The organism is Brevibacterium sp. Lmc1 (assembly GCF_057654315.1).
This window is the reverse complement of record NZ_CM172803.1, coordinates 2,005,953-2,025,715: the sequence shown is the minus strand read 5'-3', so window position 1 is coordinate 2,025,715 and position 19,763 is coordinate 2,005,953. Positions and strand designations below refer to the sequence as shown.

20 protein-coding genes are annotated in these 19,763 nt (G+C 64.1%); 3 read left to right on the top strand and 17 right to left on the bottom strand.

The features are described 5' to 3' along the window. Positions 1-33 precede the first annotated feature (33 nt). From gluQRS to AC239G_RS08980, 13 genes are all read right to left on the bottom strand, one after another. Positions 34-972, bottom strand: coding sequence for a tRNA glutamyl-Q(34) synthetase GluQRS (gene gluQRS, locus AC239G_RS09040; protein WP_181270479.1), 939 nt, complete (start codon positions 970-972; stop codon positions 34-36). Next, a complete protein-coding gene (locus AC239G_RS09035; RefSeq protein WP_139467109.1) occupies positions 969-1,289 on the bottom strand; it encodes a GNAT family N-acetyltransferase in 321 nt (106 codons plus the stop codon). The genes gluQRS and AC239G_RS09035 overlap by 4 nt, the downstream gene beginning before the upstream one ends. Positions 1,290-1,384: 95 nt before the next feature. Next, entirely contained in the window at positions 1,385-2,227 is an 843-nt protein-coding gene (locus tag AC239G_RS09030) for an amino acid ABC transporter permease (protein WP_139907983.1), read from the bottom strand. Next, a complete protein-coding gene (locus tag AC239G_RS09025) occupies positions 2,224-2,886 on the bottom strand; it encodes an amino acid ABC transporter permease (protein ID WP_092014068.1) in 663 nt (220 codons plus the stop codon). The genes AC239G_RS09030 and AC239G_RS09025 overlap by 4 nt, the downstream gene beginning before the upstream one ends. Positions 2,887-2,954: 68 nt before the next feature. Beyond that, positions 2,955-3,854, bottom strand: coding sequence for a glutamate ABC transporter substrate-binding protein (locus AC239G_RS09020; RefSeq protein WP_139467106.1), 900 nt, complete (start codon positions 3,852-3,854; stop codon positions 2,955-2,957). 45 nt (positions 3,855-3,899) lie between these two features. Continuing rightward, the gene (locus AC239G_RS09015; protein ID WP_139467105.1) at positions 3,900-4,649 is read right to left on the bottom strand and encodes an amino acid ABC transporter ATP-binding protein; all 750 of its coding nucleotides are present in this window, start codon (positions 4,647-4,649) and stop codon (positions 3,900-3,902) included. 127 nt (positions 4,650-4,776) lie between these two features. Further along, positions 4,777-6,468 (bottom strand): AMP-binding protein, encoded by a 1,692-nt coding sequence (locus tag AC239G_RS09010; RefSeq protein WP_139467104.1) that lies wholly within the window; start codon positions 6,466-6,468, stop codon positions 4,777-4,779. Between the two features lie 28 nt (positions 6,469-6,496). Continuing rightward, a complete protein-coding gene (locus AC239G_RS09005; protein WP_487490075.1) occupies positions 6,497-8,230 on the bottom strand; it encodes an ABC transporter permease in 1,734 nt (577 codons plus the stop codon). A gap of 2 nt (positions 8,231-8,232) precedes the next feature. Then, positions 8,233-8,997, bottom strand: coding sequence for a molybdate ABC transporter substrate-binding protein (gene modA / locus AC239G_RS09000; protein ID WP_420097574.1), 765 nt, complete (start codon positions 8,995-8,997; stop codon positions 8,233-8,235). A 96-nt stretch (positions 8,998-9,093) separates the two neighbouring features. Further along, positions 9,094-9,495: a TOBE domain-containing protein gene (locus AC239G_RS08995; RefSeq protein WP_259356743.1), complete on the bottom strand. Its 402-nt coding sequence runs from the start codon at positions 9,493-9,495 to the stop codon at positions 9,094-9,096. Next, entirely contained in the window at positions 9,492-9,923 is a 432-nt protein-coding gene (locus AC239G_RS08990) for a molybdenum cofactor biosynthesis protein MoaE (protein WP_139467095.1), read from the bottom strand. The genes AC239G_RS08995 and AC239G_RS08990 overlap by 4 nt, the downstream gene beginning before the upstream one ends. Continuing rightward, positions 9,920-10,390: a cyclic pyranopterin monophosphate synthase MoaC gene (gene moaC / locus AC239G_RS08985; RefSeq protein ID WP_172170255.1), complete on the bottom strand. Its 471-nt coding sequence runs from the start codon at positions 10,388-10,390 to the stop codon at positions 9,920-9,922. Before moaC ends, AC239G_RS08990 begins: the two co-directional genes overlap by 4 nt. Further along, entirely contained in the window at positions 10,387-11,607 is a 1,221-nt protein-coding gene (locus tag AC239G_RS08980) for a molybdopterin molybdotransferase MoeA (protein ID WP_482401723.1), read from the bottom strand. The genes moaC and AC239G_RS08980 overlap by 4 nt, the downstream gene beginning before the upstream one ends. 41 nt (positions 11,608-11,648) lie before the next feature. On the opposite strand from AC239G_RS08980, the gene moaA reads away from it, so the two are divergent. Continuing rightward, complete coding sequence (moaA, locus tag AC239G_RS08975) at positions 11,649-12,737, top strand: GTP 3',8-cyclase MoaA (protein ID WP_139907981.1); 1,089 nt, start codon at positions 11,649-11,651, stop codon at positions 12,735-12,737. Continuing rightward, a complete protein-coding gene (locus AC239G_RS08970) occupies positions 12,738-12,983 on the top strand; it encodes a MoaD/ThiS family protein (RefSeq protein ID WP_139467091.1) in 246 nt (81 codons plus the stop codon). It abuts the gene before it with no gap. 32 nt (positions 12,984-13,015) lie between these two features. Here the strand turns inward: AC239G_RS08970 and AC239G_RS08965 are convergent, their stop codons facing one another. Both AC239G_RS08965 and AC239G_RS08960 read right to left on the bottom strand, forming a co-directional pair. Then, entirely contained in the window at positions 13,016-14,218 is a 1,203-nt protein-coding gene (locus AC239G_RS08965) for a ThiF family adenylyltransferase (RefSeq protein WP_487490074.1), read from the bottom strand. Positions 14,219-14,255: 37 nt separating this feature from the next. After that, positions 14,256-15,473, bottom strand: a complete 1,218-nt coding sequence (locus tag AC239G_RS08960; protein WP_487490073.1) for a molybdopterin molybdotransferase MoeA — start codon at positions 15,471-15,473, stop codon at positions 14,256-14,258. Between the two features lie 120 nt (positions 15,474-15,593). Here AC239G_RS08960 and AC239G_RS08955 point away from each other — a divergent pair, with 120 nt between their 5' ends. Beyond that, entirely contained in the window at positions 15,594-16,442 is an 849-nt protein-coding gene (locus AC239G_RS08955) for a CPBP family intramembrane glutamic endopeptidase (RefSeq protein ID WP_487490072.1), read from the top strand. Between the two features lie 221 nt (positions 16,443-16,663). Here the strand turns inward: AC239G_RS08955 and AC239G_RS08950 are convergent, their stop codons facing one another. Together AC239G_RS08950 and AC239G_RS08945 are read right to left on the bottom strand one after the other, a co-directional pair. Next, positions 16,664-18,133 (bottom strand): peptide MFS transporter, encoded by a 1,470-nt coding sequence (locus AC239G_RS08950; protein WP_139467086.1) that lies wholly within the window; start codon positions 18,131-18,133, stop codon positions 16,664-16,666. Positions 18,134-18,280: 147 nt separating this feature from the next. Beyond that, positions 18,281-19,591: an MFS transporter gene (locus AC239G_RS08945; protein WP_229663914.1), complete on the bottom strand. Its 1,311-nt coding sequence runs from the start codon at positions 19,589-19,591 to the stop codon at positions 18,281-18,283. Positions 19,592-19,763 lie beyond the last annotated feature (172 nt).

Below are 19,763 nucleotides of genomic sequence, written 5' to 3'. Positions count from 1 at the left end.
CCTGACGAGGCGCCGGCATGAGCGGATTCGGCCCTAGGAACCCGCAGGCGGGATGAAGACCGTCGGCGTCGTGGACATCCGGGCGAAATCGATGCCGCTGACCATATCGTCGACGGATCTCCACGGGCCACCGTCTCCGGCGAATCCCAGCGACTGCTGCATCCAGGCGAAGAGGTCCTCGTTGGTCCATCCGAGGCCGCACAGCTGCTGATAAGTCACCGCTCCATCACGTTTGGCCAACCGCTGACCGCACTCGTTGAGCACCAGCGGAACATGCACCCAGCCCGGTTCGGCCAGACCAAGCAGCCGAGCCAGATACGCCTGCCTGGGTGCCGAAGAAGCGAGATCGTCCCCGCGCAGGATCTCGTCGATTCCGGTCGCTGCATCATCGACGACGACGGTGAGATTGTAGGCGAAGACACCGTCACCTCGCCGCAGCACGAGATCGTCGACGACCGCCTCCACCCGGCCGAGCAGCACATCGTCGATGCTGTGAACTCGATTGTCCGCGCGCAGACGCAGCGCCGGCCGCCGGTCGTTCGCTTCGAGCCTCAGCCGGGCGGACTCGCGCTCCTCTTCCCCGAGGCGGCGACAGGTCCCCGGGTAGGCTCCGGGTGGTGCGTGCGGTGCACTGGGGGCCTGAGCGATGTCTTTGCGTGAGCAATAGCATTCGTAGACGAGTCCGTCCGCCTCCAGCCTCGCAAGCGCAGCGGCGTATTCGGCAGTGCGTTCGGATTGGACCAGCGGCGCCTCGTCCGGGACGACGCCGAGATCGGCGAAGACCTGAAGCTGTGAGGCGGCCGCGCCGACCTTCACCCGATCGAGGTCTTCGATCCGCCACAGGAATCGCCGGCCCGTCTGCCGGGCACGCACATAGCTGAGCAGCCCGGAGCGGATATTGCCGATGTGGAGGTCACCGCTCGGGCTCGGAGCGAAACGGCCGGCCCCGCCGCCTCGAGGTCTCTCCGTCACTGATGGGCCACGAGATCGCCGTACTGCGGGAACCGCTCGAGGTAGTCCTGCACGTACGAACAGGTCGGCACGAGGGTCGACTCGTCGGCCCGAATGAGGTCGAGCACCCGAGTGACGAGGGTACGGGCGAAGCCTCGTCGGGAGAAGCCTTCGGAGATGATCGTGTGCTGGAGTTCCAGGGTGTGGTCATCGATGACCTGGTAGGCGAGGAACCCGATGAACTCTCCCGGTGTCTCATCGGTGAACAGCTCGTACCGTTCGCGGTCGATGTTCTTCACTACTCGAACCGGTGTGGGGCTGAGTTGAGGCTGTGGCATTGATGCACTCCTTCATGGCCGACTCCTATGTGAACGATACATGGTCGAACGAGGGCCCGGTCGCTGCCGACCGGGCGCTGTTCGCGACTGCAGAGTCAGTCGACGATCTTCGAGGTCAGGCCGTCGGCCTCGGTGTCGGCGGTGGTCTTGCGCTGGAGTCGGGACTCGAGCCAGCGGGCGAACCCGGCGACGATCATGTTGATGATGATGAACAGTGCCGCACCGACGATGAACGTCGGCAGCAGGTTGTTGTACTCACGACCGATGAGGTTCACCTGGTAGAGCAGGTCTTGATACGTGACGATGAAGCCCAGGGCCGAATCCTTCAGGAGCACGACGATCTGGGCGATGATCGTCGGCATCATCGCTCGCAGCGCCTGCGGCATGAGCACCAGGCTCATCACCTGCCCCGAGCGCAGCCCGATCGCCATGGCCGCTTCACGCTGCCCGGTGGGGACGGCGAGAATGCCTGCGCGGATGATCTCGGCCAGCACCATTCCGTTGTAGAGAGTCAGGCCGAAGACGACCGACCAGAAGGCACCGATCTCGTTGCCGAAGAGGAGGAACATCGCGAAGATGAGCAGCAGCACGGGCACGCCGCGGAAGAATTCGAGGACGATCGTTCCGGGAACCGAGATGACTTTCTTGTGTGAGAGCCGCAGGAGGGCGAAGACCACTCCGACCACCAAGGCAAGGACCGATGCCACGACCGCGACTTTGAGGGTCGCGAGCATGCCTTGGAGAAGGACGGTCTGAATCTGCGCGAAGGTGAAGGGGTACCACTTCTCGGGTTCGAGCTGACCGGCGTCGGCGAATTTCCAGATCACAAACGCCACGAGAGCCAACAGCACGATCAGCGACACGATCGAGAGGATGATGTTGTTCCGGCGGGACTTCGGCCCCGGTTCGTCGAACAGCACTTGAGTGGGTGCGCTCATCGCAGAATCACCAGCTTCTTCTCCAGGTAGTCGAAGACACGGCCGAGCAGCAGAGCCAGGATCAGATAGGCCAATGCGGTGCCGAACAGAATCGGGATGACGAGGTCACCGCGGATTTCGATGGCATTGCGCATCGCGGAGATCAGCTCTCGGTTGTTGAACGCCGAAGCGATCGAGGTGTTCTTGAGCATCGCGATGATCACACTGCCCAGTGGCGGGATGACCGTTCGGAAGGCCTGAGGCAGAACCACTTCGCTCAAGGTCTGTCCGAAACTCAGGCCTACTGCGCGGGCGGCTTCGGCCTGTCCGACGGGAATCGTCGAGATTCCCGACTTCAGCGTCTCCGCAACGAAGCACGCGGTGTAGGCGATGAGAGCGATCGTGGCGTAGACGAAGGAGTTGAAAGAACTCGTCGACCCGAATCGGATGTCGAGGAACGGCAGTCCGAATGCACAGAAGAACATCACGAGCGTCAGCGGAGTGTTCCGGACGACGTTGATGTACGTCGATGCGGCGATGCGCAGCACCGGGGTCGGTGAGACACGCATGGCGGCGAGTACCGTACCGAGGATCATCGATCCGATCAGGGCGACGGTGAAGAGTCTGATCGTTCCCCACGCGCCGGAGAGGAACATCTGGAGAAGCTCCAGGAAATCCATGGCAGATTCCTTAATCGATGCGAGGGCACCGCACGGTGCCCTCGCATCATGTCAATCTGTGGACTGGGTCAGTAGCGGTCGACCTTGGGCATGTCGACACCATCGGTGGATCCGAGTGTGTATTCGAATGCCTTCTTCCAATCGCCGTCGTCCATGCCCTTCTCCAGAGCATCGTTGACCGCGTCCCGCAGGGCTTTGTCGTCCTTGGGCAGTCCGACGCCGTAGGGCTCTTCGGTGAAGGGCTTGCCGACGACTTTGAATTCGCCTTCGTACTGCTTGGCATAGCCGCGCAGGATCGCGTCATCGGTGGTCACCGCGTCGACGGATCCCGACTGCAGGTCGGTGACGCACTTCGAGTAGGCATCATAGGTGACGAGTTCGGCCTTCTTGTACTTGTCCTTGATGTTCTGCGCCGGAGTCGAACCGTCGACGGAGCAGACCTTCTTGCCGTCGAGGTCCTCAGGACCGGCGATATCGGAGTCCTCGGCGACGAGCAGATCCTGACCGGCGACGTAGTACGGCCCGGCGAAGTCGACGACCTTCTTGCGCTCGTCGTTGATCGTGTAGGTGGCGACGACCATGTCGACGTTGCCCTGCTGCAGGAACGGCTCACGGTTGGCCGAAACGGTCTCCGTGTACTTGATCTGGTCGGGCTTGAAACCGAGCTGTGCGGCGACCATCTTCGCGATCTCGATATCGAAGCCCTCGGGCGTCTTCGATCCGGCCGAGACGTTTCCGAGACCCGGCTGATCGTACTTCACGCCGATGGTGATCTCGCCGGCGTCCTTCGCCGCCTTCCACGTCTTCGAGTCGGCGATGTCCGCGCTCTCGTTGACAGTGTATTCGGGAGCCTCTGCCTTGGCTCCGTCGCCGTCGGCAGGTGCGTCCGGGGTTCCGCCCTGGCCGCAGCCGCTGAGTGCCAGCATTCCGATGGCCACCGAGGCGACCGCCAGTCTGAGCTTCTTCATGGTCTCTCCTTGTGAGTGAGGTGGTGCTGATTGAAAGCGGTGGTGTCAGTTGGTGAGGATCTTCGACAGGAAGTCTTTGGCTCGGGCGCTCTGGGGGTTCGTGAAGAACTCCTCGGGTTCGGCGACTTCGACGATCTCCCCGTCGGCCATGAACACCACGCGATGGGCGGCTTTGCGGGCGAAGCCCATCTCGTGTGTGACCACGACCATGGTCATTCCCTCCTCGGCGAGTCCGACCATGACGTCGAGGACTTCGTTGATCATCTCCGGGTCCAACGCCGAGGTGGGCTCATCGAAGAGCATCACCTTCGGCTTCATCGCCAGAGACCGGGCGATCGCAACACGCTGCTGCTGACCACCGGAGAGCTGAGCCGGATACTTGTCGGCCTGGTGGGCGACGCCGACGCGTTCGAGCAGCGCCATCGCCTGCTTGTCCGCCTCGGCCTTCGGGATCTTGCGCACCTTGATCGGTCCCAGAGTGACGTTCTCGAGGATCGTCTTGTGGGCGAAGAGGTTGAAGGCCTGGAACACCATGCCGACGTCGGAGCGCAGCTGAGCCAGGGCCGCGCCTTCGGCGGGCAGTTCCCGGCCATCGATCGTGATGCTGCCGGAGGTGATGGTCTCCAGCCGATTGATCGTCCGGCACAGGGTCGACTTGCCCGAGCCGGAGGGTCCGATGACGACGACGACTTCGCGTTCGGCGATATCGAGATTGACGTTCTTCAATGCGTGGAAGTCGCCGTAGTGCTTCTCGACTTTGCTCAAGGACACCAGTGGTGGTGATTCAGCTCTCATATGTTGTGATCCTAGTGAATATGGGCGCGCAGAAGAACGGCACGCCCGGGGCAGACAGAACTGCAACCGACTTGTGACCTCGAGCACTCCCCCGACTGCAGTTCCTGCCGGGACGCGATCGCAGCCCTCAGGCGTCGGCCGTGTGAGCGAGCTTCTCGCCTTCTCTGCGCAGCTCGATCTTGCGGATCTTGCCCGACACGGTCATCGGAAACGACTCACGGACTTCGACATAGCGAGGGATCTTGAAATGAGCGAGTTTGCCGGAGCAGAACTCACGGACCTCGTCGGCGGTGAGCGAGTCGAATCCGTCCTTGAGGATCACCCACGCCATAAGCTCTTCGCCGTACTTCTCATCGGAGACGCCGACGACCTGGACGTCGCGGATCGCGGGATGATGGTAGAGGAATTCCTCGACCTCGCGCGGATAGATGTTCTCGCCTCCGCGGATGACCATGTCCTTGATCCGTCCGGAGATGTCGACGTACCCATCGTCGTCCATGATGGCCAGGTCGCCGGTGTGGATCCAGCGAGCCGCATCGATGGTTTCGGCCGTCTTGTCCGGCTGATTCCAGTAGCCGAGCATGACAGCGTATCCGCGAGTGCAGAACTCGCCCTTCTGGCCGCGCGGAACGGTCTGTCCGGTGACGGGGTCGACGATCTTGATCTCCAGGTGGGGCATGACTCGGCCGACCGTCTCGGTGCGCTTCTCCAGTGAGTCATCCACTCGCGTCATCATCGACACCGGCGCGGTCTCCGTCATGCCGTAGCAGATGGCGACTTCGGACATGTTCATATCGTCGATGACTCGACGCATCGTATTGACCGGGCAGGGCGAACCGGCCATGACGCCGGTGCGCAGCGAGGAGAAGTCGAATTCCGCGAACTGCGGATGCTCGAGTTCCGCGATGAACATCGTCGGTACACCGTAGAGCGAGGTGGCCTGCTCTTCGGTGACCGCCCGCATCGTCGCCACCGGGTCGAAGGCGGGAGCCGGAAGCACGATCGCTGCGCCATGGCTGAGTGCGGCCAGGTTGCCGATGACCATGCCGAAGCAGTGGTAGTACGGCACGGGAACGACCACGGTGTCGGCGGGGGTGTACGAGAGCATCTCGCCGATGAAGAAGCCGTTGTTGAGGATGTTGTGGTGGCTGAGCGTCACGCCCTTGGGGAAGCCTGTCGTTCCGGACGTGTATTGGATGTTGATCGGATCATCGGCCGAGAGGTCGTCGATGAGCTGCTGCAGCCGCACCGCGTATTTCGCCCCTTCGTCGTCGAGCATCTCGCGACCCTGCTCGATGAGGTGGGCGAAGGATTCGCGCTCGCCCACCGTGACACCGCCGATGAGGTCCTCGGTGACAGTGTCGAGGAAGACGAGGTCGAGGCCGGGGATCTTGGCCGCCACCTCGGTGGCGATGGCATGGAAGTCCGAGTGCGGAGGTGCGACGATCTGCGAGATCATCAGGCTCATTCCGGACTGCTCGACGACGAACTCGAGTTCGTGGCTGCGGTAGGCGGGGTTGACGTTGACGAGGATCGCCCCGATCTTCGCCGTGGCGTACTGGACGAGCGCCCATTCGCCGACGTTCTGCGCCCAGATGCCGACGCGGTCGCCCTTCTTCACCCCACGTTCGAGAAGACCGATGGCCAGTGCGTCGGTATCACGATCGAAGTCGGAGTACGTCCACCTCCGGTTCGAATGCCGATCGACCAAGGCCAGCGCTTCGGGATTCTCGGCTGCGGTGCGTTTGATGTGCTCGGCGATGGTGATCCCGAGCAGCGGTTCCGTCGATGTTCCCGACGAGTAAGACAATTCGGACACTGCGGTGTGCTCCCTTGCATGCCAATTTTCACTGTGACTGATTGCACACTATTCCGTCACGGTCCCGCATGCAAAAGCTGAGGAGGAATTCAGCGGCCTCACCTGCGGATTCGGGGTCGACCTGCCCGATGGGAGCCGAGTGGGCGACGCTTCCGTTCTCGACCAGAACCAGTGAGTCGGCCAAGGCGGTGACATCGTCGACGTCATGAGTGACGAGCAGTGCGCTGCGACCCTTCAGCAGACGGACCAGCACTTGCCGGGTCTCGACTGCCACATCCACGTCGAGGGCAGCGAGAGGCTCGTCGAGCAGCAGCAGCTTCGGCTCGACGACGAGAGCACGAGCCAGGGCGATGCGGGCGGCCTGCCCGCCGGAGACGGCGTCCGGTCTGCGGTTCGCGCACTGCCCCACGCCGAGGCGGTCGAGCATCGCCTGCGCGCGTTCATTTGCGGCGCCGCGAGACGCGCCCAAAGCCCGCAGACCGAAGCTGACGTTCTCGATGACGTTGAGGTGCGGGAACAGGAGCGGGTTCTGCGCGAGATGGACGATGCCGCGATCGTGGACGGGTGGCCACAGGCCCGCGGCGATATCGAACACCGTGTCCTCCCCGATGCGGAGTCGTCCGGAGTCGGGCACGAGGGCTCCGGTGAGGACCTGGAACAGGGTGGATTTTCCGGCCCCGTTGCGACCGATGATCGCGGTGGTTCCCGGCCGCGAGGCACTGAGATCCAGTGCGATTCCACGGGCGCTGAGTCGGATTTCGGCACTGATGCCCTGCCCGGGGTCCGCGGATTGCGCGTCTGTGCTGTCCGCTCCCCCACGTTCGGATACATCCGTCGGGGAGCGCGGGGCCGCCTCGGCGGGGGCGGCAGCCGGGACCGTGTCGACTGGAGTGGGTGTCGGGGAACTGCGCGGGGACTTCAGGCGGGGAGCGTGCGGGGACCGGTAGGCGAGGATGATGATGAGCACGGCGATGGCGATGAGCAGGAGCGAGAGACCGATGGCTGCCTGGGGGTCGGATTCGCGCACGAGGTAGATCTGCAGCGGCATCGTCCTGGTGACGCCGGACAGCGACCCGGCGAAGGTCAGCGTCGCACCGAACTCGCCGAGCGAGCGAGCGAAGCACAGCACGGCACCCGTGATGATCCCGTGTCGGAGCAGCGGCAGGGTGACGGTGAAGAAGACACGGTTGGGTTTAGCGCCGAGTTCGGCGGCGGTGAGCTCATAGCGGCGGCCGAGCCCAGCGGTGGCGGTCTCGACGGACATGACCATGAACGGCAGGGACACGAAGACCTGCGCCATGATCACCGCCGAGGTGGTGTAGGCGAGGCTGAGGCCCGCCGCCTCGAGTCCGCCGCCGAGGATGGCCGACCGGCCCCAGGTGTAGAGCAGTGCGAGTCCGCTGACCACCGGTGGCAGCACGAGGGGCAGCAGGATGAGGGTGCGGACGATGCGCTGGCCGGGGAACGTTCGGGTGGCGAGCAGGTGCCCGAGGGGAAAGCCGATGAGGACGCTGATGAGGGCCGAGGTCACCGAGGTCAGCAGGGACAGCTTCATCGCCAGTCGGGATTCCTCGGCCGTGATCACGGCAAGCAGACCCTGCGGTTCAACCCGGGTGAGCAGGCCGATGATCGGCAGGAGCAGGAAGACGATGCCGATGACGGCGGGCAGCCACAGCCAGCCCGGGATGAGCGGATCCGATCTGAGCCGCCTCTCTCGGCGGGGCGGGGACGTCTCCGGTGAGTTCGGGGAGGGCGCGGGCATTGTCAGCCTGCGGCGAAACCGGCGTCGCGCAGCAGCTTCTGGGCTGTGTCGGAGCCGAGGAACTTCACGAAGGCATCGGCTTGGTCCTGGTTCTCGCTGGCCTTGACGGTGGCGGCCGGGTACTTGTTGATGACCTTGTCTGCGCCGTCGAGATCGACCTGTTCGACCTTGCCGTCGCCACGGGCGATATCAGTGACGTAGACGATTCCCGCATCGGCCTGTCCGGCGCCCACCTTGCCGAGGACATCGGTGACCGAGTTCTCTTCGCTGACCGGATCGAGTTCGACGTCATTGGTCTCGGCCCACTTCTCCGTCGCGGCTCCGCAAGGCACCTGAGGCGCGCAGACGACGAGGTCATTGCCAGAGAAGTCCTTGGAGCTCTTGATCGCCTTCGGATTGCCGTCGGCCACGGCCAGGGTGAGCGTGTTCGAAGCGAACATCTCAGGCTCGCCGGCGAGCAGGTCGTCGTTCTCCAGCGTGTCCATGGTCTTCTCATCAGCGGTGGCGATGACGTCGGCGGGGGCGCCTTCGGAGATCTGGGAGACCAGGTCGGACGATCCGGCGAAGGAGAACTTCACCTCGGGTGCGTTCGGGTCGGCGGCCGTGAACTCATCGGCGATGTCTTCGAAGACTTCGGTGAGCGAAGCGGCGGCGAAGACGGTGATCTCTTCCGGTTGGTCCGCTTCGGCCCCCGTGTCGGGTCCGGAGGAGCAGGCGGTCAGGGTCAGGGCTGCGACGGTGCAGAGCCCCAGCAGGGTTTTCTTCATACCCCCCATTGAACCCGCAGATGCGGTTCCGTGTCGACTTCAGTTCCGATTATGAGACTCGGATAGTTCGTGCAGCACGGAAGAGTCGGCTGCCCCTCACGAACCCGGGACGGTGTCGATCGACACCATCGTCGCCTTCACCGAGGCGGTCGCGAGGCTTCCCGGTTCGAGCTCGAGTTCGCGACAGGCTTCGGCCGACATCAGCGATACCACGCGGAAGGGACCGCACTGCATGCTGACCTGGGCCATCACTCCGTCGATGTTGACGTCTGTGACGAGTCCGGCGAAGCGGTTGCGCGAGGAGCTCACGACGCCGCTGGGATCGGGCAGAGCCCCGGGCGATGATTGGGCGAGAGCGGCGAGCTCACTGCCTTCGACGACCGCCCGGTTCGACGCGTCTTTGTGTTGGGAGAGGCGACCATCGGCGACCCACCGGCGAACCGTGTCATCGCTGACTCCGAGGAAACGTGCCGCATCGCTGATACGCAGTCGTGTCATTCGAGGGCTCCTACCCATTCGTCCGTGCCATCGCTGAAGTGCTGGTGTTTCCAGATCGCGACCCGGGCCTTGACCTCGTCGATGAGCTCGGAGCAGGCGCGGAAGGAATCCTGCCGGTGAGCGGAGGCGACGACCGCGGCCAGGGCCACGTCGCCGATCTCGAGGTCACCGACGCGGTGGACGACGGAGAGCCTGACCGCGGGATGACGGGCAGCGACGTCTGCCGCCACCTCGGCGATCTGTGTTGAGGCCAGGGGGTGGTATTCATAGTGCAGTCGGCTCACTCCACGGCCTTCATCGTGGTCGCGGATGACACCGGAGAAGCTGACGGCGGCACCACAGGCGTCGGTGAGGACCTCGGGTTCGAGCTCCTGGGTCGAAATCGGGGTCTCGACGACTCCTGTGGTCACGACGGTTCCGGTGCTCATGACTCTCGTGTCCAATCGCCGCTCTTTCCTCCGGTCTTCTCGATGACCTTGATGTCGCCGATCACGGCTCGACTGTCGACGGCTTTGATCATGTCGAAGATCGTCAGCGCCGCCGTGGTCACAGCCGTCAGCGCTTCCATTTCGACGCCGGTCTTCGACACGGTCTTGACCGCGGCGGTGATGGCCACTGCATCCTCGCGGAGTTCGAACTCCACATCGATTCCCGTCAGCGGCAACGGATGGCACAGCGGGATGAGGTCGCTGGTGCGCTTGGCGCCCATCACGGCCGCGATGCGGGCCACGGGCAGGGCATCACCCTTGGGCAGGCCCGCCTCGGCGATGAGGTCGATGACCTCGGACCGAGTGGTGATGAGGCCGGAGGCGACGGCCCGGCGCTTCGTGACGTCCTTGTCGCCGACATCGACCATCTGGGCTGTCCCCGATGCGTCGACGTGGCTGAGTTTCATGCGATCTTCCACGTCATCAGCCTATCTTCCACAGCTGAGAACGGATCGCCTGTGCCCGCCTCCTCGGGTGAGATGAAGACGAGATGGCTGGCTTCGGCATAGCTTTGCAGCAGGTGGGATCGGGAGTCACCGACGAACTCGAGGCCTGCCTCAGTCAGTCTGGCACGGCGGACCTGCAGCTTTCCGGCTGGAGGGGCTTCGTCGAATCCGTGGGCCAGTCGGTGGTGGGCGACTTCCCGGGGTGCTTCATGATCGGCCAGCCCGAGCAGGGCGGGGCGGATGAAGAGCTCGAAGCTGATGAGTGTGCTCACCGGGTTGCCGGGAAGTGCCACCCACGCGTGGTCGGCCAGACGTCCGCAGCCCTGCGGTCCCCCCGGCTGCATGGCGATCGGTTCGAAGGTCATCGAAGAGCCCGCATCGAGATCGGCAGCGAGTTTGACGACTTCGTGCGCTCCCTTCGAGATGCCGCCGGTCGAGATGACCAGCTGAGCGTCGCTGTCGCGGACTCGGTCGAGCAGCTGCTGCGGGTCGTCGGGGACGAACGCGACCTCGGTGTCGACACCGAGGCGGCGCAGCCCGGAGCTGAGCGTCACGGAATTCGCGTCGTTGATCCCGGCGGCCGCCTCGGCGGCGATCTCATCACCCGTGCTCACGACGAGGACACGCGGCAGGCCGAGCACGGGCAGTTCGTTCACTCCACACGCGGCGGCCACGCCGAGGTGAGCGGGCGTCAGCATGGTGCCCGCGCTCAACACGGTCTGACCGGCGCTCACGTCGGAGCCGCGGGGGCGGACGAATGCTCCCGGGCACGGTTCCGCATGAGCGTCGAGGGTGATGGATAGGGTGATGGATTCGGCACCGAAGCGTCCCGGCGAGGTGTCTTCGATCTTGACGACCATATCGGTTCCCTGCGGCAGCGGTGCCCCGGTCATGATCTCCACCGCGGTGCCCGGCTGGACTGTCTCACCACGGGACCCCGCTGCGACGCGACCGCATACGAGAATCGGGCGTTGCCGCATCTCCTCCACGGTGGCCGCGGCCAGGGCGTAGCCGTCCATGCTCGAGTTGTCGAAGCCGGGCACATCGATCGGCGATTCCACATCGGCGGTCAGTCGCCTCGGCGCTTCCAGCAGTGAACTCAGCGGCAGGCTCACCGGACCGGTCAGCGGCGTAATGATCTCGGATATGCGCTCACGATGCATCTTCGCAGTAGTCATGGGACGATGATATCGACACGCTGTTCAAGGAGGATGACGCAATGGAGAAGATCGGCCTGCCCATGCCGGTGCTGAGAACTCCGACGGTGGACCCGGGCGAGGAGTTCACCGCTCACAATGAGGACTCGCTGCTCGACACCTTCGATCGCCGCGCTCGCGACCTCCGCATCTCCCTCACCGACTTCTGCAATCTGCGCTGCACCTACTGCATGCCGGAAGAGGGCGTCGAGTTCATGTCTCGCGACTCCGCAATGTCCGGTGACGAGATCGTCCGCTTCGTCCGCATCGCCGTGGAGAAGTTCGGCGTCGACCAGGTCCGCTTCACCGGAGGCGAACCTCTCACCCGCAAGGACATCAACGAGATCATCGCCGGCGTCGCAGCACTGGAGCCGCGACCGAACATCGCACTGACGACGAACGCGATCGGCCTGGACAAACGCGCCGCGGGGCTGAAAGCGGCGGGACTGGATCGCATCAACGTCTCTCTCGACACGATCGATCCGGAGACCTTCGCGACCATGACCCGGCGCCCGTTCCTCAAACGTGTGCTCGAGGGCATCGACGGGGCGAAAGCCGCCGGTCTCAACCCTGTGAAGATCAACGCTGTGCTGCTGCCGGGGGTCAACGATGCACAGGCTCCTGATCTTCTGCAGTGGTGTCTCGAGCAGGATCTGAGCCTGCGGTTCATCGAACAGATGCCCCTGGATGCCGGACATTCCTGGGAGCGGACGTCGATGATCACCGCAGCCGACATCTTCGCCCTCCTCGAACCCCGATTCGTGCTCACCCCGGATTCGGCCCCGCGGAACGGGGCCCCGGCCGAGAAGTTCCTCGTCGCCGATCGACGCCGTCCCGATTCGATCCTCGGCACTGTCGGCATCATCGCTTCGGTCACGCGTCCCTTCTGCGCAGACTGCACTCGCACTCGCCTGACCGCGGAGGGACGTGTGCGCACCTGCCTGTTCTCCCGCACCGAGGTTGATCTGCTCACGGCGATGCGCGATGGTGCTTCCGACGAATCGATTGCGAACCTATGGAAGGGTGCGCACTGGAAGAAGCTCGCCGGTCATGGGATGGACACGGATTCGTTCGAGCAGCCACAACGACCCATGAGCGCCATCGGAGGATAAGTGCCCACCATCACCGTTCGGTTCTTCGCCGCAGCCCGGGAGGCCTTCGGCGCCCGCGAATCACAGATCCGTGCCGGGTCCGTCGATGAGCTCGTCACGTCCCTCGCCGAGGCGGCCGACCCCCAAGCCGCGACCGTGCTGTCGCGCTCGAGCTTCCTCGTCAATTCCGTGGCCGCCACCGATCGGTCCGTGAAACTGTCCGACGGTGACACCGTCGATGTCCTCCCGCCGTTCGCCGGCGGGTAGGACCTTGAACAGCGAGATCGGTTGAAGCCTCGTCAGCTCTGCTCTGGAGTCGGCTGTGACAGATAGGCGAGATATCCGCCGTTGACCGAGGTCACCGCGATGCCGTGAGAGCGCAGCTGCGCAGCGGTCTTCGCCGAGCGCACTCCCGACCGGCAGTAGAGGGCGATGCCGTGCGGCCGTGCTGGGGCGGCATCAGAGGAGGCGGGGGTGTCCGCTGTGTCGGGAGTCGGCAAGCGGCTGGGATCGGCGAGCAGCTCGTCCATCGGAATGTGAATGGCACTGGGGACCATCCCCGAGGCGACCTCATCGTCATCGCGGATGTCGACGAGGATGGAGTCGGCCTCGACGTCCGCCCAGGTCACGGTGGCCGGCCCCAGGAGGCTTTCCCCTGTGGTCGGGCCGGCTGTTCTCTCTGCGGTGTCGTCGGTCTTGAGTGAGTCGAACGTGTGCTGGGCGTAGTCGCCGCGGTGCTGCCCGAGGTCTGTCACCGGAGGCCTGCCCGGAATCGGTCGCACCGGGACCGTCTCCCAACTGGTGTCGAGGCTGCTGTGGATGGCCACGCTGTTGACGAGCGGTGTGCCGATTCCGGTGAGCACCTTGATGGCCTCCATCGCCATCGCGGATCCGATGCTTCCGCACAGGGGCCCGAGGACTCCGGCGACCGAACAGTCGGGCACACTGCCCGGAGCCGGAACCTCGGGGTAGAGGTCGCGCAGTGTGGCGCCGCGTTCGGCATCGAAGACGGCGACCTGACCGTCGAAACCGAGGATCGTCCCCCACACGAGTGGGATTCCGAGAATCTCACAGGCATCGTTGGCAAGGTAGCGGGTGGCGAAGTTGTCGCTGCCGTCGACGACGATGTCGACGCCTTCGAAGAGTTCGAGAGCGTTGTCCGGAGTGAGCAGCTGCGGAATCGTCCGGACCTCGATCGACGAATTGATCCCGTTCATCCGCTGCCGGGCGGAATCGATCTTACGAGTGCCGATGGCCGCCTCGGTGTGGATGACCTGGCGATGCAGATTGCTCAGCTCGACGACATCGGGATCGATCACGGTGATCGTGCCGATGCCGACGGCCGCGAGGTAGCTGAGTATCGGGGCGCCGAGTCCCCCGGCACCGATGACGAGAACATGCGAGTCGAGCAGTGCGGCCTGCGCGCTTTCACCGAATCCGGACAGTCGGATCTGCCGGGCGTAGCGGGTCCGGTCGGCAGAACTCAGGCGTGAAGTCGACATGACCCCATCCTAATCCGGAAGGGAGGGAGGGAAGGCGTCAGCACTCGAGGTAGTCGATGGCCGTGCCTGCGCACAGTTCTGCTGAACCATGCGGGGTATCGGTGCCGCGCGGGATTCTGATGATCACATCGGCCGCGGCGAAGTTCGGAAGCCTGGACCGGTCGGCAGGGAGGATCTCCCCTGATTCGGCGAAGGTGCCGGGACGGAAAGTGACGGCGTTTCCGTGTGTTCGCAGATCGGGTCCTGCGAGAAGTCCCTTCCGCCATCTCCGTCGCAGGCTCTTCCCGGTCAGCAGCGAGCCGACAAAGAGGTGGAAGGCGACGAAGGCTCCCTGTGGAGTGCCGGGCAGATGGATGAGCGGCAGAGTGCCGCGGCGTCCGAAGCCCTGAGGCGATCCGGGTCGCATATCCAGTCGGCGGAACGTCGAATGGTCGGGTTCCAGGACCTGACGGACGACTTCGAAGGCACCGGCGCTGATACCTCCGGTTGTCACCACGAGGTCGGCCTCGGCGCTCATCGTCGTGAGCACACCGCGCAGCTCGTCGGCGTCGTCGCTGCACGTGGCTTCGATGGATTCGGCACCGAAGCCGCGGACTGCGGCGGCGAGCATCGGCAGGTTCGAATTGAAGATCAAGGAGGCGGCCGCCTCGGTGCGACTCTCACCTGTCTGGTCGGCACCCTGGATTTCGTCCCCGGTGACGATCAGACCGATGCGGGGTCTGCGGAGAACTTCGATCTCGGTGATGCCGAGCATCGCCAGCACGCCGACTCCGGCCGAGGTGATCCGCTCCCCGGCGGTCAGGACGATGTCGCCCCGGCACATGTCCTCACCGATCGAGCGGATGTTCCACCCGGGCGGGACAGCGGCGGGGAGGGAATCAATTCGGATGGCTTCGGGAGCCGGCCCGGTCTGTCGAGCGTCGGTCAGCTCGACAGGGACGACCGCCTCGGCGCCGGAGGGAACGGGAGCACCTGTCATCACGCGCACAGCGCATCCCGTCTGCAGCGTGACGGCGGAATGTCCGGCGGGGGTGTCGCCGACGACTCGAATGGCGTTCCCGTCGCGGGCGGAGTTCAGGGCAGCGCCGTCGAGGGCGAAACCATCCATCGCCGAGGCGGCGAAGTCGGGCACCGATCGCGGAGCTCTGATGTCCGAGGCCGTGGTGCGCCCGACGGCGCTGCGTACCGGCGTCGTCTCGGTGTGGAGATTCGGTGCCAATTCGGCGATGAGCTCGGAGTAGTCCTCTGGGTCCAATGATGTCCTTCCCTCGCTCCGATCCTACTTGTGAATCGGCGGAGCCAGACGCGATGATTCGGTGCGGCACTGGTCGAAGTTCCGGTGCGACTCGGACCGGGTTCGTCTACAGTGTGGAGCGTGGACACTGACCGAGCAGTAACCATCGAATCCTCACAGTTGAAACCGCTCATCTGGGAGGCCGCTGCGGCTGCCTCGCTGGCGGTCTCGGCGGTTGTGCTCTTCGGCCTGGGAACGACGTTTCCGCAGGTCCGCGCCTTCGGATACGCACCGATGCTCGCGGCCATGATCATCGCGTGGAGTGTCAATCGGAGTTTCGCCAGAGACCTCAGCATCATCGCCGCGTGTCTCGCTCTCATCTCGGCGATATCGGTCGAAGCCGATATCTCGTGGTCGAACATCGCACGCATGGGCGTTGTGCTCTCGGCCGTCGTCATCGGCCCTTGGCTCGTGACTCGTTATGTGTTCGAAGACAAGACGATCCAGTTTCCGCTGCGTCGCGGCCAACCCTGGTCGCGGCTGGAATGGGCATGGCTGGTCTTCGTCGTTGTGGTCGCCTGGGCAGTGCTGCCGCAGTACTTCATGCGCACCGGGGTCTACCTCAACTGGCCTCCGCTGACGAACTGGTCGGAGATCATCCGACTGTTCTTCGGGGTCAACGCCGTGGGCATCTGGGACGAGCTGTTCTTCATCTGCACGGTCTTCGCGCTCCTGCGCAAACACTTCTCGTTCTGGACCGCGAACATATTCACCACGATCATCTTCGTCTCGTTCCTCTGGGAGCTCGGCTACCGGTCGATCGGTCCGCTGCTGACGATCCCCTTCGCACTCGTGCAGGCCTTCATCTTCACTCGCACGAAATCGCTGCCGTATACGGTCACGGTGCATCTGCTCTTCGACGCGCTCGTGTTCCTCACGATCGTCCACGCCCACCATCCTGACGCGCTGCCCATCTTCATCGGCGTCTGACTGCTGCAGGCAGCCTCTCGATGCCCGGCATCTGTCACCCGAACTCGTATAATCTGCCGGTGGCACCGCACCCCTCACCCGTCCGGCCACACCCTCGTGCTGCAACGCTCTGAAGCGACACTGCGGGTGAGGGATGCCCGCCCGGAAACGACGAAGGCTCCCGTGAGGCGGTGACCCACAGGAGCCTTCGGACTGCGCTGGCTATGCGCGAAGCTACTGAATCAGCGGATTCCGCGCAGCAGCCCCAGCATCGGCTTCGTCAGCGTCAGCGCGAGCAGGCCGAGCACGACCGACGATCCGCCGACCGACAGCCAGTAGGGTGCCTGGTTGCCGGCGTCGAAGTACCCGCCGAGCACACCGGACAGTGCCGTACCGACACCCGAGGCAAGGAAGAACACGGCGATCATCTGCGACTGGAAGACCTTCGGAGCGACCTTCGTCGAGAACGACAGGCCCACCGGCGAGATGAGCAGCTCACCGAAGACGAATACGGCCAATGTGAGAGCCACCCACAGCAGCGGAGTCTCATTGGGGCCGGCCTCAGCGAAAGGCAGGAACATGAGGAACCCGATGCCGATGAGCACGAGTGACAGTCCGGCCTTGACCGGTGTCGAGATCTGCTTGGGTCCGAGCTTCATCCACATCGTCGCGAACAGCGGGGCGAAGACGATGACGAAGAACGCAGGGATCAGCTGGATCCAGTTGATCGGCATCTCCCATCCGAAGATCGACCGGTTGAGCTGAGTATCCGAGTAGACGGTCAGCACTCCGAAGATCTGCTGGTACATCGACCAGAACACGACAACCGTCAGGAAGAACGGGATGAAGGCGAGAACACGAGAGCGTTCGTCGGAGTTCGTCTGCGGCGAGGTGTACATGACGATGAAGTAGCAGGCGGCCGCTCCGGCAGAGATCCCGGCGATCCACCAATCGAGGTTTTCCGCGTTGACGATCTTCGTCATCCACAGAATGACGGCGAGGAGAATGACGACCACGACGGCCACGATGAAGAGGTAGAGCTTGTTCTTCGGCAGCGGATTGACTGCAACACGAGACTCCGGCGGCAGGCTCTTGCGACCGGTGAGGTAGATGATCAGGCCGAGTGCCATACCGACCGCGGCGGCCCCGAATCCATAGTGGAATCCGATGTTCTTCTGCAGGAGTCCGGTGAGCAGCGGGCCGAGGAGGGCACCGATATTCACGCCCATGTAGAAGATGGTGAAGCCGGCGTCACGACGCGGGTCCTTCTCTTCGTAGAGTTCACCGACCAGTGCCGAGGCGTTCGCCTTGAGACCGCCCGAGCCGAGCGCAACAAGGATGAGGCCGACTGCCACTCCCCCGAAGCCGGGGATGAACGCCAGGCAGATGTGACCGATCATGATGATGATCGCGGAGTAGAAGAGGACCTTCTCCGCTCCGGCGAGGCGGTCGGCGATCCAGGCGCCGAGGATCGTGGCGAGGAAGACGGCACCGCCGTACGCACCGACGATGCCCACTGCCGTACCCTGCTCCATCCCCATGCCGCCGTCGGTGACGCTGAAGTAGAGGTAAATCGCGAGGATGCCGTTCATCCCGTAGTAGGAGAATCGCTCCCACAGTTCCAGGCTGAACAGCTGCATGAGCGGCAGAGGGTGTCCAAAGAAGCGGGTATCGCTGCGGACGGCCTCGGTCGTCGAGGTGCTTGAAGACATTGTGTGCTTTCCGTAGTGGTGTGAGAGGCCACGATCCGTGGCGCATTTCACGATGGACCAGCGGACATCCTACTCCTCGGTTATGTCCCGGTCACACCTGGCAATGCCTGGGACACGCCGTCCCAAAACACGGAAAGTCGAAGTGATTCAGATCTCTTCCTCGGCTCCGTCGACGCGCTGCCGTGACGGCTTGTCAGAGCTCAGATCGCGGCGCCTCCCGACGAACAGATTGAGGACACCGGCACACAGGACGATCGCCGAGGCGGCCACCGGGACGGCCATCGCCACGGCCGTTCCCCGATCCTCGGCGAGGATTCCGTTGATCGCCGAGGACACCGATTGGCCGACGATGATCGCCGACCCCGCCATCGACATCACGGTCGCCGACCGTCCGAGCGGCGCACGTTCGGCGGCGAGGCTGAAGAGGGTGACGAGGCTCGGGCCGATTCCCGTGCCCATGAGCAGCAGAGCCATGACGATGATCGGCATCGATTCCGTCGACGCGAGGATGACCGATCCCGTGACCAGAATGGGCGCGAAGCACAGCAGTCGCGCCCACAGAGCGAACGCAGAGGGGAACAGCGCCACCGAGATCGCCAGCACCGCAGAGCCGATGCCCATCACTCCGTAGATGAGACCGGCCTCCTCCGGCCGGCCGATGTCGTTGGTCAGCGCGGTGAGAGCGGTGAGGGTGGAGCCGAACACCATTCCGACGCCGAAGACACCGAGGATGATGACGAAGACACCGGCGGTGAACATGTCCTTGGCGGGGGCACGCTCGCCGAGGCTGCTCGACGTTCCAGTCGAACGCGCCCGCCCGGTCGGGTGGAGTGCGAAGGCGGAGACGAAGACGAGCGTCATCACGATCGCCCCGATGATGGGCGCGACCGGGGTGAAGAAGGTCGCCAAGAGCCCGACGAGGAAGGGTCCGAAGACGAAGATGACCTCATCGGCTGCGGATTCATAGGCCATCGTGGCATTGAGCACCTTCGGCCGCCTCGACAAGGGCAGCACGGACATGACGATGTCGACGAGGCGAGACCGCGACATCGGCGCGACCTGAGGTGAGGTGGCACCGATCGCGAAGGCGGCGATGAACACGACGAAATCCGGCAGCGGGCTGAAGACGACCCACGCCATGAAGGTCAGCGCCAGGCAGTTGAGGATCCCGGCGATGAGCAGAACATAGCGCTGACCCCACCGGTCGGCGGCCGCCCCGATGAAGGAACCGAACAGAGCCGTGCCCAATCCGACCACAGCTGAGTTGATCCCGCCCAAGCTCAGCGATCCGCGGCCGGCCACAACGAGGGTGAGCACACCGACGACGATCATGGCGAAAGGCATGCGGGCGACGAAGGCGATCGGGAAATAGCTGCGTCCGACGGCCGAGAACAGAGTCGGTGAGGACTGCTGCGCGGTGGTGCGCCGAGCCGAGGCGGGCATGTCGCTGTCTGTCATATCAATCCAGTTTCTGCTCCCGCTCGTCCGGGAGGTCGTGCCGCCGTGGTGACCTGGATCAAATCACTCGGTAGGTGCACGCTGTTGGTCTGAGAAAGTCGAACCGAAGGGTTCACCTTCAGGCTACTGTGTTTGGCGATCCGATTCGAGTGCCAATGCACCAAGCGACGTT

What these genes read in the sequence shown, in the direction of transcription:
- AC239G_RS09035 (WP_139467109.1), bottom strand. Translation starts at nt 1,289, where the DNA reads ATGCCACAGCCTCAACTCAGCCCCACACCGGTTCGAGTAGTGAAGAAC.
- AC239G_RS09030 (WP_139907983.1), bottom strand. Translation starts at nt 2,227, where the DNA reads ATGAGCGCACCCACTCAAGTGCTGTTCGACGAACCGGGGCCGAAGTCC.
- AC239G_RS09025 (WP_092014068.1), bottom strand. Translation starts at nt 2,886, where the DNA reads ATGGATTTCCTGGAGCTTCTCCAGATGTTCCTCTCCGGCGCGTGGGGA.
- AC239G_RS09020 (WP_139467106.1), bottom strand. Translation starts at nt 3,854, where the DNA reads ATGAAGAAGCTCAGACTGGCGGTCGCCTCGGTGGCCATCGGAATGCTG.
- AC239G_RS09015 (WP_139467105.1), bottom strand. Translation starts at nt 4,649, where the DNA reads ATGAGAGCTGAATCACCACCACTGGTGTCCTTGAGCAAAGTCGAGAAG.
- AC239G_RS09005 (WP_487490075.1), bottom strand. Translation starts at nt 8,230, where the DNA reads ATGCCCGCGCCCTCCCCGAACTCACCGGAGACGTCCCCGCCCCGCCGA.
- modA (WP_420097574.1), bottom strand. Translation starts at nt 8,997, where the DNA reads ATGAAGAAAACCCTGCTGGGGCTCTGCACCGTCGCAGCCCTGACCCTG.
- AC239G_RS08995 (WP_259356743.1), bottom strand. Translation starts at nt 9,495, where the DNA reads ATGACACGACTGCGTATCAGCGATGCGGCACGTTTCCTCGGAGTCAGC.
- AC239G_RS08990 (WP_139467095.1), bottom strand. Translation starts at nt 9,923, where the DNA reads ATGAGCACCGGAACCGTCGTGACCACAGGAGTCGTCGAGACCCCGATT.
- moaC (WP_172170255.1), bottom strand. Translation starts at nt 10,390, where the DNA reads ATGAAACTCAGCCACGTCGACGCATCGGGGACAGCCCAGATGGTCGAT.
- AC239G_RS08980 (WP_482401723.1), bottom strand. Translation starts at nt 11,607, where the DNA reads ATGACTACTGCGAAGATGCATCGTGAGCGCATATCCGAGATCATTACG.
- moaA (WP_139907981.1), top strand. Translation starts at nt 11,649, where the DNA reads ATGGAGAAGATCGGCCTGCCCATGCCGGTGCTGAGAACTCCGACGGTG.
- AC239G_RS08965 (WP_487490074.1), bottom strand. Translation starts at nt 14,218, where the DNA reads ATGTCGACTTCACGCCTGAGTTCTGCCGACCGGACCCGCTACGCCCGG.
- AC239G_RS08950 (WP_139467086.1), bottom strand. Translation starts at nt 18,133, where the DNA reads ATGTCTTCAAGCACCTCGACGACCGAGGCCGTCCGCAGCGATACCCGC.
- AC239G_RS08945 (WP_229663914.1), bottom strand. Translation starts at nt 19,591, where the DNA reads ATGACAGACAGCGACATGCCCGCCTCGGCTCGGCGCACCACCGCGCAG.